Below are 16,936 nucleotides of genomic sequence, written 5' to 3'. Positions count from 1 at the left end.
CTAATCTCTAAAAATGCCCCGGAAAAATCAAGGCTGGATTACGTTTCAAGCGTCGGCAGAAGAACGGCAGATTTTGGAAAGCTACTGCCAGCGCAGCCAGCGCACTAAAACCGAGATCTTACGGGAACTCGTTCGCAGCCTTGAATCTGCGGCGGTAGATCCGCCGTTGGATGATGCGAAGGATTTGGAGGAGGCCGAGATAGCCGATGTGCCGCAGGCCTCTGACGACAGTTTTGACTGGGCTATCAGTGCTCGCAATCTGCTGCGGGCTGAAGTTAAACAGGTAACCTTGTCCGGCGTAAGCGCAGAAGTTACCTTGACGATTGGCTCCACCACAGAACTCGTCTCTGTGATTACTCGTGCCTCTGCTGAGCGGCTGCACCTGAGTGTGGGGAAGGAGGTCTATGCTGTGATTAAATCTAACAGCGTGATGATTGCTGCGATCGCACCCTAGTACTTTATCAACCGACAAGTTGATGGGTAGAGTTGGGCGCATAGAAGGCGGAAACGTGGCGAACTCTGGGCTGTGAGCGGAAGCAAAAAAATACCCAGAACCTAGGTTCTGGGCAGTCAGCGCGAGCTCAATTAATCGTTGTCTCAGCTGCTTAAGAGGATTTTTTCTATTGAAAGGGCACTATCAAAAGGCGACTTTCAGGCTGGTTAAATTCATCATCAACCAGTTAGTTGTTGTTAGGTAGCTCAGAAGCAAGCTGGTCGATGCTAGGCGTAATAACGACAGGTCTGCCCTCATACTCATCTGCCAATTGACTCAATAACGTTTGATCTAGATCAGCTCCATACTCGTCTTGAATGACAGCCGCATCAAACTGCTGAACTTCACCCGTTAGCTGCACCGCTTCTCCTTCAACAAGGGTAGGCGTTTCGCCTCCGGTGACTAAGACCAAGACTTCTTCATCAGTCGCGAAAGTGTCCTCTGCCTGCATGGAAAAGGCATCGGGACCATAGACCTCATTGACTTCACCATTGAGAACAACAGTCTGCCCCACGAGCTGTTCAGGGCCATCTGCAGGAGGCTGCTGTTCTGCCGTCGCGCCTGGCTGATCTTGGGTCTCACCTAGCTGAGGCTGTGCTGTGTCAGCCCCGCTACCAGCGGTTTGATCAGGGGCTTCACAGGCGGGCAAAATCAGGGCTGCGGCTCCTAGTGCCAGGGCTACTCCCAACTTGGCGGGAGAACGCAGAATCGTACCAATCCAGCTATCGCTAGAAGACTGGATGTTATACAATTCGCCTTTCATACTAATATCTCCAAGTGGGTATAAGACAAAGCACGACAATGCCTTCTTTCTGTCCAAAACGGTTAGCTCAAAAGTGCAAAGGCGCGTAAAAATAGGCCGCATTTATACCAGTAAACCTGCCTCGGCAGATTTAAAGCAGAGATATCTAGTGCCGGTATCAATGGGTTTTCTCGGCATCAGCAGTTAAGGTTGTACTCACTAAAGGTTATCTAAATTAAGAAAACATTAAATGCTCTGGGTAAGCTATCGCAAGCTAACCACTAATCAGGTCTACCCGAAGGGTGATTTTTTAATCGAAACTAACTGCTTTGAATTCCTTTAAACCGCTCTTGAGCCGATTTGAAAGCTGTCTGCATCGTAGACTGGATCTTCTTGGGATCAGGCTTTTTACCGCCCATCAGGTCACCAAAATAAACGCAGGCTCCCTCTCCTAATGACCAGGTATAGGCCGCTGCCCAAGAAGCCGCAATTAAACTGCCAAAACCGGGCAGAAACTTAATCAGTTCCCGACCCACCGCCTGGGCCACAAAGCCCCCTGAGATTGCGCTTACCACGCCCCCAGCCTGAGATGGGCTAAGAGACTGTCCGTAGAGCGTGCCCAATAGCCCCACCATCGAGACTTGTAGAGTGGTCAGCATCGGCATGGTGGCAAAGGGGAGGGGCACGGCCGCCAAGGTGGCGGCAATAACAGCAAAGGCTGAGATATAGCGGCGGCCCACATTGCGGTAGAGGTCGCCGAGCTGCTGAGAGGCTTCTTTGCGCTCGTCTAGCAGACGGTAGATAGCCTGAGTTTCGGCCTCTGGCAGCAGGTCGGCTAAGCTGTCTCGCAGCGCTTCTAAGCCATAAAAAACCGGGGTGTAGCCGTCTTCTTCCAACGTGAAATCTAGCAGGACGGTGCGATCGCAAATCCCCTTGAAGTTCTCCTGAATAGCGGCGGCGGCCCGGCTCACCGCCTCAAAGCGGGGCGGGTAATCAGGATGATCTGCTGCATCGACGGGGTAGACCTCATGCAGCGAGGTAATTGCTAGCAGGCAGGGAATATCGGGAAAGCGTTGACGCAGCTGCTGAGCAATCTGCCGCAGGGTATCTGTAGCAAAGTCGGTAATTTTGACCGTTAGCACTAGAATGCGGGCACAGCCGCTCTCCTGCTTCAGATCGCCCACTAATTCGTTAATTAGAGTCTGAGTATTTTGATTGACATCTCCTAGCCCCACCGTATCGGTAAAGATCAGCAGCGGCAGGTCTGCGGAAGGGTAGGCATAGCGCTCAGTGTGCTGGGTGTGAGGTTTAAAGCCCTGCCCCACAATGTCGGAAGAAACTCCAGTCAACCCCCGCACTATAGAACTTTTCCCAGCTTGTGGTTTGCCAATTAGCAGAGCTTCGGTAGTGGGCAATTCCTGGCGCACTGCCTCTAGGATGTTGGCGATCTCATCCTCGCTAACGCTAAACCAGCGGGTTAGCTGATCTGCTGGAATTAACTTGGCTAGCTGATCAAACGGCAAGCTTTCCTTCAATCGCTGGGTTGCGCTACCAAAAAAGCTGACAACCGGGTTTCCTGGGTTAACCTGAACTGGTTTGGCGACAGGATCACTCCTTTGCTCATCCGTCATGCCTGTGCCTCACTGTTTCGCACGCCTCACTGTTCATTATGCCGAACCTATGTGGCGGCATCGCGCAATTTAGGTAGAGATTGTGCGCCATCGAACGATAGAAAAGCTGCTTGCCCTCAGAGTTTTCCTGCCCCTAATCACAGGCCTAATCGCGCAGTGTAAATAAAAAATGTTTACCCTGGAATCCTAGAAAAGCCGCCCATTTCCAAGGTTTTCTGTACCTTTTTCAGGGAGAATAACTCCTCAATAAAGAGCTAGACGTGATATAAGTGTAAAGGATTTTGAAGCTGTCTAAGCTTGGGGAAAATCAACCTTATCTGCTCGCTTTAGGTTTTTTGCGCAGTAGATAGGTCACACACCCCTTAAAGGGCATTCCATCGGCCTGGAGCTTGTTTTCCTGCCTTCCTGCTCAAGCGGGTAGATTTCTTCATGCCTGGTTGCACCTAAGTCTTACTACCTGTTGGAGATTAATCCTTGACTGCTATCTCGGATAAACTGACTGCTGCTCCCGATTCGGGAGCTTTTTCGGATGTGGACCTAAAAACGGTTGTCCGGTCCTTACCAAAAGAGTGCTTTCAGAAAGATGCCCGCAAAGCCTGGGCCAGGGTTGTGCTTAGTGTCGCAGCAGCAGCATTGGGGTACGGTGCGATCGCACTTGCCCCGTGGTATTTGCTGCCTCTAGCCTGGTTTTTCACCGGCACTGCGCTCACGGGTTGGTTTGTAGTCGCCCATGACTGCGGTCACCGCTCCTTTGCGAACCGTCGGTGGGTAAACGACCTAGTGGGTCACACTCTTATGCTGCCGCTGCTCTATCCCTTCCACAGCTGGCGGCTGCTCCATGACCACCACCACATTCACACCAACGAGCAGGGATCCGACAACGCCTGGGAACCCCTGACCCTGGAAGAGTACACAGCCGCTGGATCTCTCCTGAAGTGGACTTACGAGCGCGTACGTGGCAGCTTTTGGTGGCTGGGTTCGGTGGGTCATTGGGCATTGCTCCACTTCGATCTAAGAAACTTTGCCCCCCGAGATCAGGCCAAAGTCAAGGTGTCGATTGCAGCAGTCGCAATTTTTGCTGCCCTATTTTTCCCGACCCTGATTTACTTCACTGGAATTTGGGGTGTAGTCAAGTTTTGGCTGATGCCGTGGCTGGGCTATCACTTTTGGATGAGCACCTTTACTCTGGTTCACCACACGCTGCCCGATATCCAGTTTCGGTTTGCTCCAGAGTGGAATGCGGTTGAGGCCCAGTTGGGCGGCACGGTTCACTGCACCTACCCTCGCTGGATAGAAACTCTCTGCCACGACATTAACGTGCACGTGCCTCACCATGTCTCGGTGGGTATTCCGTCGTATAATCTGCGGCTGGCCCATGCTCACCTCAAGCAAAACTGGGGCAACCTGATGCACCAGGAAGAGCGGTTTTCTTGGGCGCTAATGCAGGACATTGCGAACGAATGTCACATTTATCATCCACAGCGGGCCTATCAGTCTTTTGCTGAAGTAAAAAACAGTTAACCCCGTATCCGATTGATTTTTGGCAAAATCTGTTATCACAGGTTGTTTTTAAGGCAGGAGCTGGGCTAACTAAAGCCAGCTCCTGCTTTGTGTCTGGGGGACAATCCCGGAACTGCACCAGCCCAATCCTGGTCAAGCAAACTGCTCAAGAAGATGGGAAATAAGACAAACCGTATTCTTGAGTATCCTTTGATGGGAGCGTTTGCCCCTGTAGAGTATGTTTCCTTTGATTCGTCGCCTCACTACACTGACTGCTGCCGCTGCTGCTGCTTTTGCGATCGCACCGTCACCCACCCTCGCTAACCAGTTTGGCCAACAAGACATCGACCAAAGCCGTGTGATCGCTGTTGCCAGCCCGGTTCGAAATGGTACTTTACACAACTTAATGATCTTGGAGCAGCTGAGCAATCAGCGCCCCTGCTGGCAGGAAACCGGTAATGCCCCAACTCAGGTCGAGCCGCTGCTGCTCAACTTCGACTTCACCGGCATCTGCAACCGCCTGGTAGATAGCAACGGCTACTCTCTGCGGGTCAATGGCGAAGATTTGGGTCTGCGCTATCGGCTGGAGGTCCTACGCCAGAACAATGACCTGGTGCTGCGGGCTACCCCGGTGCGCGATCGCAACACCATTCCGCCGATTGAGATTGCCCGCGCCAACGGCAACACTAATGGCTTTGCCAAGCTGCAGCTCAACCCCGGCTGGCGCATGACCCGCCGCACCTTCAACGGTCAGACCCTAGGCCATATCTATCTGACCCACGACGAGCCGCTGAACGTGCCTATTGCCGCTGCTGGGCCATCGTTGGCCCAATCAGGTGGAGCTAACCCGGCCAGCCCGGCTCCTGCCACCCCTGCTGGCCAGCCCCTGCCCACCATTCCGCCCCAGGCGACCAATCCTCTGCCGCCGCCACCCACTAGCGCCCCGGCCAGCGGCACCTACTACCGGGTGATTGTGCCTGTCAGCAACGTCAACACCCTGCAACAGGTGCGCGCCGTTGAACCCGAAGCTTTCCGCACTACGGTTGATGGGCAGAATGTGGTACAGGTAGGGCTATTCCGTGAGCGGCAGCGGGCCGAGGAAGTGCAGCGCAGCCTACTGCAGTCCAGCATTGATGCCAAGATTCTCAATGCCAGCGCTCCGGCTCCGGCTTCGGTGCCCATTCCGCCCTCGGTGCCGCAGGGGCAGCTTGTTGTCGTGCTCGATCCGGGGCATGGCGGACGCGATCCGGGAGCCGTTGGCATTGCTGGCATTCAGGAAAAAGAGATTAACCTGACTATTGCCAATCGAGTGCAGCAGCGGCTGCAGGAAGCCGGGGTGACCGTTCTAATGACCCGGGCTGATGATCGAGAAATCGATCTTGATCCGCGAGTGGCCTTCGCCCAAAGAGCTGGGGCTGATATCTTCGTCAGCATTCATGCCAACGCCATCAGCATGAGTCGCCCTGAAGTCAACGGCCTGGAGACTTACTACTACTCCTCGGGTCAGCGGCTGGCTCAGGTGATTCACAACAGCGTCTTGCGGCGCACCGACATGCGCGATCGCGGCGTGCGGCAGGCCCGCTTCTACGTGTTGCGCTACAGCGCTATGCCAGCGGTGCTCGTGGAAACCGGCTTTGTCACGGGTTCTCAAGATGCGGCCCGGTTCCAAAACATGAACACCAGAATGCAAATTGCCGATGCGATCGCAGAAGGCATTCTTGAATACCTGCGTCGCTAGCGCCTTTTGCGCTGGCCCTCTAGGATTGAATCACGGGTCTAAACCCACCGATGGAGCTAGCCTGTGAGAACGCTTCCCATTGATTTGTCTACCCAGCAAATTCAGTCCTTTTGTCAGCGCTGGCAGGTGCAGCAGCTAGCGCTGTTTGGTTCGGTGCTCCGGGAAGATTTTCGCCCTGACAGCGATCTCGATGTGCTGGTGACGTTTTCCTCCCAAGCCCACCCGACGCTAGTCACACTGGCCGCAATGGCTGAAGAACTAGAGGCCTTGGTTCATCGCCGCATAGATTTGGTAGACCGAGCCTCTGTTGAAAACAGCCCCAACTGGATTCGGCGGCAGGCTATTTTGGAAACGGCGACGGTTCTGTACGCTGATCCTGCTGTCAAATTCCTTGCTTCAGCTCCCTCTAAAGCTATGGCCGATCGCACAACCCGCGACAGCGCTGCACTTTTAGATATTGATCAATTCTCCAGAACTGTTTTACAAATTGCCCAAGACTTGGCGCGCCCCGCTCTCGATACAGACGTGGTCACACGCTCTGCCATTCTTTATCAGGTCGCCATTCTAGGAGAAGCTGTTAAGCGACTATCTCCTGAATTTCGGGCTCAACACCCCACTGTGGCTTGGAAGCAAATTGCGGGGATGCGAGACATCCTCACCCACAAATACGATCAGGTCCAGCTAGACATTGTCTGGGATACGCTTCAGCGCGATATCCCGGCTCTGCTGAAATACATTCAGCCGCTCCTGCCGACCCAGCCCCAACCCTAGGATTGTTGAATTTTTGCCGCTGGAGGCGCTCTGCGAACCCGAAGTCTCAACCCATCTCCAGGCCAGCGTTATCCCACCAGTAGGTTCTCCTGGGGATAGCGGACAAACCCGGGCTTGGTGTTGCCTATAAAGGCTCCTATCAGCAGCAGAATGCCGACCCGCCCAATGTACATCGCCACCACCAGCACCAGCTTGGACGCGTCGGACAAATTGGGGTCAAAGGTCAGTCCGCTCGAGAGCCCCACGGTGGCAAAGGCCGAGACTGTATCAAACAAAACCGACATAAACGGCAGTTCTGGGTCAAACAGGGCGATTAAGGTGGTCAACACAATAACTGTTGCCAACGACCCCATGACTACCCCTACAGCCTTGAGCACCAGGTTTACCGGAATTTCTCGCTCATAGAGAGTCACTGCCTCTTTGCCCTGCAAAATCGCCTTAGTGCAGCTCGTCAGCACCCGTAGCGTCGTGGTCTTGATGCCGCCTGCTGTGCCACCAGGACCGCCGCCAATAAACATGAGAGCAATGGTGATAAAGAGTCCGGCGGTGGTCATCTGGGTGATGTCGATGGTGTTAAAGCCTGCCGTTCGCGGCGTTACTGCCTGAAACCAGGCAGCCAATAGCCGAGTCGGCCAGTCCATAGCCCCCAAAGTGGCAGGGTTACGGCCTTCTACCAGGAAAAATGCCACGGTGCCGCCCAGCAGCAGGATGATCGTAGTGCTCACTACCACTTTGAAGTTGAGAGAAAACACCATGCAGCTCCGCCGCTGGGTCAAGAAATCTCGGCTCAACAGGTACGTCTCAAACATTACCTCGTAGCCAATTCCTCCCAGTATAATCAGCCCGGTAATGACGGCATTCACAGGCAGAGACGCCTGATAGCCGATCAAGTTGTCGGAAAATAGGCTAAACCCGGCATTGTTAAACGCGCTGACACTGTGGAATATGGCTAACCATAGCCCTCGGGTGAGCCCATGATCAGCAGCAAATGACGGCAGCAGCAGAAAAACGCCAGTCAGCTCCAAGATCAAGGTTGCCGCTACGATTGAGCGCAGAACCTGCCCTGCGCCCTGGAGTTCTTCCCGATCTAGAGCCTGCTGCAGAGCAACCCGCTCCCTCAAGCCAAAGCGGCGACCTAGCAGCAGCAGCAGGAAAGTCGTGACAGTCATATAGCCCAGTCCACCCACCTGAACCAGCACCAGAATGACGGCCTGCCCAATTAGCGAGAAGTAGGTGCCGGTGTCTACTACAGCATGTCCGGTTACGCAAACTGCTGAGGTAGCGGTAAACAGAGCAATGATTAGGTGGTCCCAACCCCAAGGGTCGGTGCTGGTAAAGGGCAGGGCTAACAGTAGCGTACCGGCCAGAACTAAGGACAAAAAACCCAGACAAACGGTGCGGGCAATGGTCATATAGAGAAGGAACTAAAAGCGTTAGAGGTTGAGAGGCAGAAAATCTGAAGCGATCGAGAAATGTGGGCCAAGCCCTGTTGAGTATTCCCATTCATTTCCATTCTCCCGGAGATGGGGCCAGATTGGCAGTGCCAAGAGACCAATGAGTGTACAGTTCAAGAGCCTTCGTTCTGTCAGTTAATGCTGCACATTGAGAGGTTTAGCGATGACCTACTTTTTTCCGTCCGGTTTTGAGTGGGGGGTGTCTACCGCCTCATACCAGATTGAAGGGGCTGCCGAACTGCGGGGCCGCAGCGTCTGGGATACTTTTAGCGAAACGCCAGGACGGGTTTTGAATGGCGATACGGGGGCGATAGCCTGCGACCACTTTCACCGCTACCGCGACGATATTGCCCTGATGGCCGAACTGGGAGTGCGCCACTACCGCTTTAGCATTTCCTGGCCCAGAGTCATGCCGGAAGGACGGGGCGCAGTGAACGAAGGCGGATTGGCTTTTTACGAGCGGCTGGTTGATTGCCTGTTGGAATATGGCATTACTCCCCATGCGACGCTATTTCACTGGGATAGCCCCCAGGCTCTAGAAGATCGCTATGGCTCTTGGCGCAGCCGGGAAATGGCCCAGGATTTTGCGGACTACGCGACGGTGGTGGTGGGGCGGCTGTGCGATCGCATCTCCCACTGGATGACTATCAATGAGATCTTTTGCTTCACCCACATGGGCTACGGGGTGAACCAAGTCCCGCTCCACGCCCCAGGCACAACCGTCAAGACTGCCAAAGAAACCTGGCAAACCTCTCACCACGCGCTACTGGCTCACGGCTTGGGCTGTCAGGCAATCCGAGCCGCCTCGCGCCAGCCCTGTTCTATTGCTCTGGTCGATAACTTTCTCGCCACCGTCCCCTTTGCTGAAACCCCTGAGCACATTGCTGCTGCTCAAACGGCCTTCCATACAACGGGCACCAATGGCGGCATTGTCTTTCCGGCCCTGACCGGGGAGTACAGCCCGCTGCTGCTGGAGCGTTTGGGGTCAGATGCGCCGGATATTCGCCCCGGCGATCTAGAGACTATTCATCAGCCGCTAGATGCCTTTGGTTTTAACGTCTACAGCGGGTCGGTTGTGCGGGCTGCAGATAATGACCAGGGCTACGAAACCCTCGATTTTCGAGAAAGTTATCCCCGGCTGCACATGCCTTGGCTCTGGGTAGTGCCAGACGGCCTCTACTGGGGCGTGCGTCACATTAGCGAGACCCTCAACCGCCCTGATCTACGCGTGTTTATCAGCGAGAACGGCTGCGCCGCCCAGGACGAGGTGAACTCCCAGGGAGAAATCCTCGATCTAGAGCGAATTTTTTACCTGCGCCAGTACCTCCAGGCAGCGCATCGGGCCACGGCAGAAGGCTATCCCCTCACCGGCTATTTTCTCTGGAGCTTTATGGACAATTTTGAGTGGGCCTGGGGTTGCGATCGCAGGTTCGGCATCACTTACGTGGACTATTCCACCCAGCAGCGCATCCCCAAAGCCAGCTTTCACTGGTATGCCGACTGCGTGCGGGAAAACCGCGTGGTTTGAAGAGATCTAGAAACGATCTAGAAACCGGGTTTCTTCTAATAGTCAATCAAAAATTTTGGCTGCTAAAACAGAAACCCGGTTTCTTTGGCATTACAGCTGGCCGCAGTCAGCAATCACCACCGACTGCCGAGTTTTGCCGCTGGGGGTGCCGACCTGTTCAATGGCGCGCACCACATCCATGCCTTCCACCACAGCGCCAAAGACAACGTGCTTGCCGTCGAGCCAGGGCGTCTCAACTGTAGTCAGAAAAAACTGAGAACCATTAGTGCCTGGCCCAGCGTTAGCCATGCTGAGCAGGCCAGGGGTAGTGTGCTTGAGCTGAAAATTTTCATCGGCAAAGGTTCTGCCGTAGATAGATTCCCCGCCGGTACCGTTGCCCTGGGTAAAGTCGCCGCCCTGGCACATGAAATTTGGGATAACCCGGTGGAAAGAGCTGCCCTTATAGTGCAGGGGCTTACCAGAGGAGCCTGTACCCTTCTCTCCCGTACAGAGGGCGCGGAAATTTTCGGCGGTCTCGGGCACCACATCGGCCCTCAGCTCCATGACGATGCGCCCTGCAGGTTGACCGCCAATGGTGACGTCAAAAAACACTTTGGGATTTGTCTGTTCTGTCATAACCAGTCTGCCCTAAAAAACATTCGACACAGGTAGCCTAGTTTTCCACAGCACTTGTGGAAAAAGGTGTGAATAATGCCAGACCCCTCAGGCATTAAGCCACAGGATGGGGTACAAGTTCAATCATCCTGCAGCACTCCTTAGGCTCAGGCTTGGGCACACCACAAAATCAGAGCTGTGCGTTAAGCTGCCAAAACCATTGATAGTTAGCGATCCCCGGTGCAAGTGATGCCCTCAACCACTGCTGCCCTCGGCCCTACTCCCGTTAGGCAAGACTTCAGTTTTGACCAGCGGGCTGCGATCGCACTTTTTCGAGGCGCTGGTGGTCTGCTGATTCCCTCGGCGGCCGGCCCTCAGGCCATCGGCATCGACACCTTGAATACTCGGCTGGCTGAGACGTTTCCAGACTATTTCTTGACCAGCCAGGGGTTTGACTCCTTCGAAGGCAACATCTTTGCCTTTGAGGAAGTTGGCAGCCAGCAGGCTCAGAGCTTTCTTAGCCAGTTCCCTACGCCTGCCAGCCTCGCTATCGTGGGCTACAGCGGCGGCGGTTTGTCCGCCATTCGACTGGCCAATGCCCAATCGCCTCGTCCAGTCAATCTGCTTGTTCAGCTCGACTCCTACGTGCCGTTGACCGACGCCAGTTCAGAAGATAATGTCCTGCCTGCTAATGTGCTCCGGGGCATCAACTACTATCAAATCCGCAATCGCGCTAATCCCGCTGAACCTGGCTTCGATCCGCTAGATTTGCAGGGGGGGCAGGTAGTTGAAGGCTCGGAAAATATTAATGCTGAGGAGCTATTTAGCGATCGCACCATCACCCACCGTAATATCGCGGAGTACGCCCCTCTACAAGAGCGCATCCTACAAAATATCGAGGAGAGCGTCCTCAGCGGTTTGACCTTCGACCCCCTGGAGCAAATCAGGTTAACTGGAGGCGCAACCCCTGTTAACAATTTCCTGCGGCTTGCTCCGAGCACCGGCAATGTCCCTACCCGCGCTTTCCTTGCCGAGACGTTCGCCGTCGATCCCAACTTCTCCTTCCAGAGCCGCTTTGAGTTTAGACTGCCGCCCGTGCCAAACGCCCTTTCGGGCCTGGCCTTTCAGATTGAGCCTGCAGTAGCAGGCAGTACACCTAGCCTAGCCCTCACCTTCGACCCCATCGCCCCTAATACCGTTAGCCTGATTGTTGAGGGAGCCGCTCCAACGCCCCTAGTTCAAGCCACAGCTCCCCTAGAGTTAGCCAGTGGTCGGCCCCTGACTGCCTGGGTCGATTACAACGGTTTCACAGACCAACTTTCCTTTTTCCTCAGCAATACCCCAGCTCGACCCAGCGCCCCGCTGCTTTCTTACGCGGTAGACCTGCTTGCCCTAGTGGGTCCTCAGGCACAGTTTGGGTTTACAACCAGGGTCAACGGTACAGAACGATCAGCAGACCTTTTAAGCTGGCAGCTCAGCACAACAGAGACCAGTGCGGGCACTCCGACAACGACCTTCTTCAATTTCGACCTGACCCAACGAGTCGCTGCCGCCTGGTTTGGGGTTGAGCTGCCAGCCATTCCGTCCACCGTAGGGGGGCTAGATTTCACCGCGCTGTTTGATGAGGCTTTATACCAGCGGCAAAACCCCGACGTGCTGGCAGCCCTTAACACTGGCCTCTTCTCCAGCGGCTACGACCACTTCATTCAGTTCGGCTGGCTCGAAGGCCGCAACCCCAGCAGTATTTACGACGAAACCTTCTATCTAGCAACTCAGGCCGATGTGGCCCAGGCCGTTGCCAATGGAACCTTGCGAAGTGGCTTTGAACACTTTGTTAGCCAGGGACATATCGAGGGCCGCGATCCTAGCTCGCTATTCAGCCAGAGCACTTACCTCACCCTCAATCCCGATGTGGCTGATGCTGTGACGAGTGGCGGCTATCTCAGTGCCTTTGAGCACTGGATCGAGGTAGGCGCTTCGGAAGGACGCCGCCCCGAACTTCTACTATTTCAGGAAAGCTATTACCTGGCTCAAAACCCAGACGTAGCAGTGGCTGTGGCCTCAGGATCGTTTGGAGATGGATTTGACCACTACCTGACCTTCGGCAGCATCGAGGGTCGCAACCCCAGCCCACTCTTCAACGAGGCTCAGTACCTCAATCTCAATCCCGATGTTGCGACGGCTGTGAGTGGAGGATCCTTTATTAGCGGCTTTGCTCACTACTTCGCCCAGGGTCGATTCGAAGGTCGATCTGCTTAAGCCCTGCTGATAGGGAATTTAGCCCATCTTTTTAGGAAGGCAACCCTAGCCTATAAGTTTGTAGTTTTGTAGCCCATCAAATTCCTGGATATGCACAGCACAGACAGTTTTGTAGGATGGGCAAAGCAAAGCGTGCCCATCAACTCCCTAGAATATGCATAGAACCGCAGAAGATACCCATTCAGATAGAAACCGGCCGCTACTAGCGCGGGGCATTCTCAGTCGTGGCAGTTACCGCAGCATTTTGAGCTTAGGCAGTGCGGGCAGCATTCTCAGTATTGGCAGCACCGGCAGCATTCTCAGTATCGGCAGCGCCGGTAGCCTACTCAGCATTGGTAGTGCGGGCAGCATCCTGAGTGTCTTGAGCGCAGGCAGTGTGCTCTCGGTCTTGAGTATGAACAGCATTCTCAGCGTGCTGCAGTTTTGGTCTATCCGCTAGGCCGATGCTTTACTAAAAATCGATCGAGCTGATTAGCAAAAGCCTGGCGATCGCGCTGGTTAAAGGCAGGAGGCCCGCCTGTGTCTACCCCACCGCTGCGAAGTTCGTCCATAAAATTTCGCAACGACAGCCGCTCTCGAATGTTTCCGGCGCTGTAGAACTCACCTCGTGGATTAAGGGCATAGGCTCCCTTTTCAATCGCCGCCGCCGCCAGAGGAATATCAGCTGTAATCACCAGATCTCCGGCCTGTAAGTGCTGGACGATGTAGCCATCAGCAACATCAAACCCAGATCGAACCTGTACTGCATCAATGTAGGGCGATGCCGGAATTTGAAGATCCAGGTTCGACACTAGCGTTGTCAAAATGCTGGCTCGCTTAGCAGCCCGAAACAGGATCTCCTTGATCACGTTAGGACAGGCATCAGCATCTACCCAAATCTGCATGATTTAGATTCTTCGCTCCACAAAGGGCCTGCCGGTTACAAAAACAGTATATTCTTGAGCCATCTAAAGTATAGGGAAAACCACATGGCTGCTGGCTATATTCAAGACGAAGCCGAATTTGATACGCTCCTGTCTAGCACACCGCTGCTGGTAGTAGACTGCACCGCAGCCTGGTGTGGCCCCTGTAAAGTTATCAGTCCCTTAGTCGACCAACTGGCTGAAGCTTACAGTGAGCAGGCCAAGGTCCTCAAACTAGACCTCGATACAAACCAACCCGTTGCCAAACGTTTTGGTGTTCGCAGTATTCCTGCCATTATGTTCTTTAAACAGGGCGAACTAGTAGAAACTCTGATTGGAGTCAAGCCCTATGAAGAACTTAGCCAAGCTCTGGATCGGCACCTTGAGCCTGCTTAACTTAAGTAGTCATCAGAACCTTTTTAGAACACAGAAAGTATTGCCGTTTTATTAACAGTTTTCCGTCAAAAGCCCAGCATTCGAGCTGGGCACTAATCTCTATCTAAAGAAGGTCTTGGCAAATTCTGGACCAAGATGCTAAGGTCTTATTTAACTGAATAGTCAGCCTAATTCAGGCTTTAGCAATTTCTTGTTGACAAAGCTAAAGCAGAAGCGGGGGAACCAAGTTCCTTTTGGAGCAAGGGGCGTATTTTCAAGGTCAGCCAGTCTGAAGATTGACCTTTTGAGAAGGGGTATCTCTCAACCCTAGCCCGACAGCTAACCTCGTAGGCATTGAGAGAAGACTGATAGCGTGCTGATTTACGTTACAAGCTTTTTAAGTTTGAACTGACGGTGCTCGTGCGATCAGGCTTCTTGGCTGGACTCTCAGTTGCTCCACCCCCTACCTGACACGAGGCACTGCCCATGACATTACTGCTAAACCTGGCAGTAAATGCCAGCCATTCTGCTGCGCGTAGTTTTCGCTCAACTTTTTTTCGAGATCAGGTTTTGCTGCCTCTAGCAGGCTTTGCTGGTGTGATTGCCTTATGGTGGCTGCTGGCAACTGTGCGTAGTGAAATTATGCCCACGCCTTGGCAGGCCCTGACCGCAAATCTAGACTACATTCTTCACCCCTTCTATCGACGGGGCCCTGGCAATTTGGGCATTGGCTGGCTGCTGTTGGCTAGCATTCGCCGCGTAATGATTGGGTTTGTTTTAGGGGCTTTGGTGGCTGTTCCAGCTGGGTTTCTAATTGGGCTGTATAAGCCTGCGATGCTAGCGCTAAACCCTTTAATTCAGATCTTTAAGCCGGTTTCGCCACTGGCTTGGTTGCCGATTGCGCTAGCCATCTTTAACTTGGCTAACCCGTCGGCTATCTTTGTCATCTTTATCACCTCTCTTTGGTCCACGATTATCAACACGGCGCTAGGTGTCTCTAGTGTGCCTCAGGACTATATTGACGTGTCAAAAGTTCTGGAAATGCCTCGGTGGCGGCAGTTAACTAAGGTAATTTTGCCTGCTAGCTTGCCCTATATCTTTACAGGGCTACGGATTAGCTTGGGGGTTGCTTGGCTAGTGATTGTGGCGGTAGAAATGTTGACTGGCGGCATTGGTATTGGCTTTTTTGTGTGGGATGAGTGGAGTCGCTTAAACCTCAGCTCTGTCTTTTTGGCTGTGTTTGTCATTGGCATTACTGGTCTGATTTTGGACGTAATTTTGGTCAAATTGCAGGAATTGGCGACTCGTCGGCCCTCTAATTCCTAGGTGTTTTCAAGGGGAGAGTTCAGGTTTCTGAAGACATGGTAAGTCGCATTTCTAACCCTTACCTAGCTGATTAACTCATCTCTCCTGATTGCTCCAAGATTACTAGCTGTCGGCTTTTTTTGTCCCGCTATTTAAGACGCGATCTATCGTGTCGCTACGGATACTGATCTATGAACAACCGCACTCGTTGGACGCGGCGAGGTTTCCTGGCAGCTGCTGGGGCAACTGCCGCTGGAACCGCTCTCTTTAGCCTCGATATCAATGGCGATCGCAGTCCCTCGGCGACCACGGCAGAGGCACAGGCGATGGAGTCTGTTGTCGATCCTCGCACTCTAGAGAAACCGAATCTGGCTGTGGGCTACGTGCCGGTTAATGACTGTGCGCCATTTGCGATCGCATGGAAAAAAGGCTTTTTCCGTAAATATGGTCTGAATGTGCGACTTAGCCGTGAAGCTAGCTGGGCCACCTCCCGCGACGGAGTTGTCTTTGGCCGATTAGATGCTTCTCCTGTTGTATCGGGAGCCGTGACCAATGCCCGCACTGGAGCAGAGGGAGCCAGACATGCGCCCCTGTGTGCTGCCATGACTGTTCACCGCCACGGCAATGCCATGACCATGAGCAAAGCTATGTGGGAGGCAGGAGTGCGCCCCTGGCACGAGTACAACGGCAACCTAGATGCCTTTAGCCGAGACTTTCAAGGCTACTTCAACAGTGTCCCCGACAGTCAGCGAGTGCTGGCGGTTGTGCTCAGTTCTGCCATCTATGAATACTTCTTGCGCTATCTGATTGCGGCTGCGGGCATCAATCCCTCAGAAGACTTCCGCATCATTATCGTGCCGCCGCCCCAGATGGTCGTGAATATGCGGATCGGAGCCATGCAGACTTACATGGTGGCCGAACCCTGGAACACACGTGCCATTGCTGGCAACGAGGGCATCGGCTTTACCTTTGCCCAGGGCCGGGAGATCTGGCGGGGCCACCCCGACCGAGTGCTGGCGGTGCAGGAATCGTTTATCAACGAAAACCCCAAAACCTATCGCTCGCTGGTCAAAGCCATGATCGAAGCCTGCCGCTACTGCAGCGATCCACAGAATCGCCAGGAAGTGACCGAGCTAATCTCCGAGCGATCCTTCACCGGAGCCAAGCCCAACGTTACCGGCCCAGCAATTAAAGGCAACTATAACTACGGTGGTTTTGATGACCGTCAGCGGGTAATCGACAAACCCGATGAGACAACCATTTTCTTTGATATGCCCGAGGAGCTAAAGGCTATCGGTGGAGTTGAAAATGACCACTCGCCCTTTCTCTGGCAGTCTCAAAGCCTATGGTTAATGACCCAAGCTGCTCGTTGGGGCCAGATTCCTGAATTTCCCAGGAATGCTGAAGAGATTGCCCGCCAAGCTTGGCGCACTGATCTCTATCGCGAGATTGCTACTGAGTTAGACATCCCCTGCCCTGCAGAAGACTACAAAGTGGAGCCGGGAGAGCTTTTCATTGACAACAAAACCTTTGATCCCAGTGACCCAGTGGGCTATCTCAATAGCTTTGAGATTCATGCCAACCAACCCCGCACATTCGCTATGACCTACTAGGAGGAACTCGTGTTTAACCTTGCTCCCAATA

At 53.7% G+C, this 16,936-nt stretch carries 15 protein-coding genes and 1 riboswitch; of the genes, 10 read left to right on the top strand and 5 right to left on the bottom strand.

Features of this window, described 5'->3' with window-relative positions:
• Window positions 1–13 precede the first annotated feature (13 nt).
• Window positions 14–454 carry a molybdopterin-binding protein gene (locus H6G13_RS28855; RefSeq protein ID WP_190488176.1) on the top strand — a complete coding sequence of 147 codons (441 nt, stop codon included), beginning with the start codon at window positions 14–16 and terminating at the stop codon, window positions 452–454.
• A 226-nt stretch (window positions 455–680) separates the two neighbouring features.
• On the opposite strand, the gene H6G13_RS25565 is transcribed toward H6G13_RS28855, so the two are convergent.
• On the bottom strand, window positions 681–1,256 hold the full coding sequence (locus H6G13_RS25565) for a hypothetical protein (RefSeq protein ID WP_190488175.1): 576 nt from the start codon (window positions 1,254–1,256) through the stop codon (window positions 681–683).
• 299 nt (window positions 1,257–1,555) lie between these two features.
• Window positions 1,556–2,866, bottom strand: coding sequence for a GTPase (locus H6G13_RS25560; RefSeq protein WP_190488174.1), 1,311 nt, complete (start codon window positions 2,864–2,866; stop codon window positions 1,556–1,558).
• A 474-nt stretch (window positions 2,867–3,340) separates the two neighbouring features.
• Here H6G13_RS25560 and H6G13_RS25555 point away from each other — a divergent pair, with 474 nt between their 5' ends.
• The 3 genes from H6G13_RS25555 to H6G13_RS28850 all read left to right on the top strand — a co-directional run bounded on the left by H6G13_RS25555 (window position 3,341) and on the right by H6G13_RS28850 (window position 6,875).
• On the top strand, window positions 3,341–4,387 hold the full coding sequence (locus H6G13_RS25555; RefSeq protein ID WP_190488173.1) for a fatty acid desaturase: 1,047 nt from the start codon (window positions 3,341–3,343) through the stop codon (window positions 4,385–4,387).
• 217 nt (window positions 4,388–4,604) lie between these two features.
• A complete protein-coding gene (locus tag H6G13_RS25550; protein ID WP_190488171.1) occupies window positions 4,605–6,104 on the top strand; it encodes a DUF3747 domain-containing protein in 1,500 nt (499 codons plus the stop codon).
• Window positions 6,105–6,167: 63 nt separating this feature from the next.
• Window positions 6,168–6,875 carry a HepT-like ribonuclease domain-containing protein gene (locus H6G13_RS28850; RefSeq protein ID WP_347277532.1) on the top strand — a complete coding sequence of 236 codons (708 nt, stop codon included), beginning with the start codon at window positions 6,168–6,170 and terminating at the stop codon, window positions 6,873–6,875.
• A gap of 68 nt (window positions 6,876–6,943) precedes the next feature.
• On the opposite strand, the gene H6G13_RS25535 is transcribed toward H6G13_RS28850, so the two are convergent.
• The gene (locus tag H6G13_RS25535) at window positions 6,944–8,287 is read right to left on the bottom strand and encodes a TrkH family potassium uptake protein (protein ID WP_190488169.1); all 1,344 of its coding nucleotides are present in this window, start codon (window positions 8,285–8,287) and stop codon (window positions 6,944–6,946) included.
• Between the two features lie 205 nt (window positions 8,288–8,492).
• On the opposite strand from H6G13_RS25535, the gene H6G13_RS25530 reads away from it, so the two are divergent.
• The gene (locus H6G13_RS25530) at window positions 8,493–9,857 is read left to right on the top strand and encodes a GH1 family beta-glucosidase (protein ID WP_190488167.1); all 1,365 of its coding nucleotides are present in this window, start codon (window positions 8,493–8,495) and stop codon (window positions 9,855–9,857) included.
• Window positions 9,858–9,947: 90 nt separating this feature from the next.
• On the opposite strand, the gene H6G13_RS25525 is transcribed toward H6G13_RS25530, so the two are convergent.
• Window positions 9,948–10,472, bottom strand: coding sequence for a peptidylprolyl isomerase (locus H6G13_RS25525; RefSeq protein ID WP_190488165.1), 525 nt, complete (start codon window positions 10,470–10,472; stop codon window positions 9,948–9,950).
• 228 nt (window positions 10,473–10,700) lie between these two features.
• Here H6G13_RS25525 and H6G13_RS25520 point away from each other — a divergent pair, with 228 nt between their 5' ends.
• Both H6G13_RS25520 and H6G13_RS25515 read left to right on the top strand, forming a co-directional pair.
• A complete protein-coding gene (locus tag H6G13_RS25520; protein ID WP_190488164.1) occupies window positions 10,701–12,710 on the top strand; it encodes a hypothetical protein in 2,010 nt (669 codons plus the stop codon).
• Window positions 12,711–12,864: 154 nt separating this feature from the next.
• Window positions 12,865–13,149, top strand: a complete 285-nt coding sequence (locus H6G13_RS25515; RefSeq protein WP_190488162.1) for a hypothetical protein — start codon at window positions 12,865–12,867, stop codon at window positions 13,147–13,149.
• Here the strand turns inward: H6G13_RS25515 and H6G13_RS25510 are convergent.
• Window positions 13,139–13,594, bottom strand: coding sequence for a YaiI/YqxD family protein (locus H6G13_RS25510; protein ID WP_190488159.1), 456 nt, complete (start codon window positions 13,592–13,594; stop codon window positions 13,139–13,141). The genes H6G13_RS25515 and H6G13_RS25510 overlap by 11 nt on opposite strands.
• 84 nt (window positions 13,595–13,678) lie before the next feature.
• Here H6G13_RS25510 and trxA point away from each other — a divergent pair, with 84 nt between their 5' ends.
• The 3 genes from trxA to H6G13_RS25495 all read left to right on the top strand — a co-directional run bounded on the left by trxA (window position 13,679) and on the right by H6G13_RS25495 (window position 16,905).
• A complete protein-coding gene (gene trxA / locus H6G13_RS25505) occupies window positions 13,679–14,008 on the top strand; it encodes a thioredoxin (RefSeq protein WP_190488157.1) in 330 nt (109 codons plus the stop codon).
• A gap of 184 nt (window positions 14,009–14,192) precedes the next feature.
• A riboswitch (cyclic di-AMP (ydaO/yuaA leader) is annotated at window positions 14,193–14,355 on the top strand.
• Between the two features lie 118 nt (window positions 14,356–14,473).
• Entirely contained in the window at window positions 14,474–15,313 is an 840-nt protein-coding gene (gene ntrB, locus H6G13_RS25500) for a nitrate ABC transporter permease (protein WP_190488155.1), read from the top strand.
• A gap of 170 nt (window positions 15,314–15,483) precedes the next feature.
• Complete coding sequence (locus tag H6G13_RS25495) at window positions 15,484–16,905, top strand: CmpA/NrtA family ABC transporter substrate-binding protein (RefSeq protein ID WP_190488153.1); 1,422 nt, start codon at window positions 15,484–15,486, stop codon at window positions 16,903–16,905.
• Window positions 16,906–16,936 lie beyond the last annotated feature (31 nt).

This window comes from Pseudanabaena sp. FACHB-2040 (assembly GCF_014696715.1).
Taxonomy (GTDB): Bacteria; Cyanobacteriota; Cyanobacteriia; order Phormidesmidales; family Phormidesmidaceae; genus JACVSF01.
Note: the sequence above shows the minus strand (reverse complement) of the source record. Positions and strands in the feature narration are given on the sequence as shown.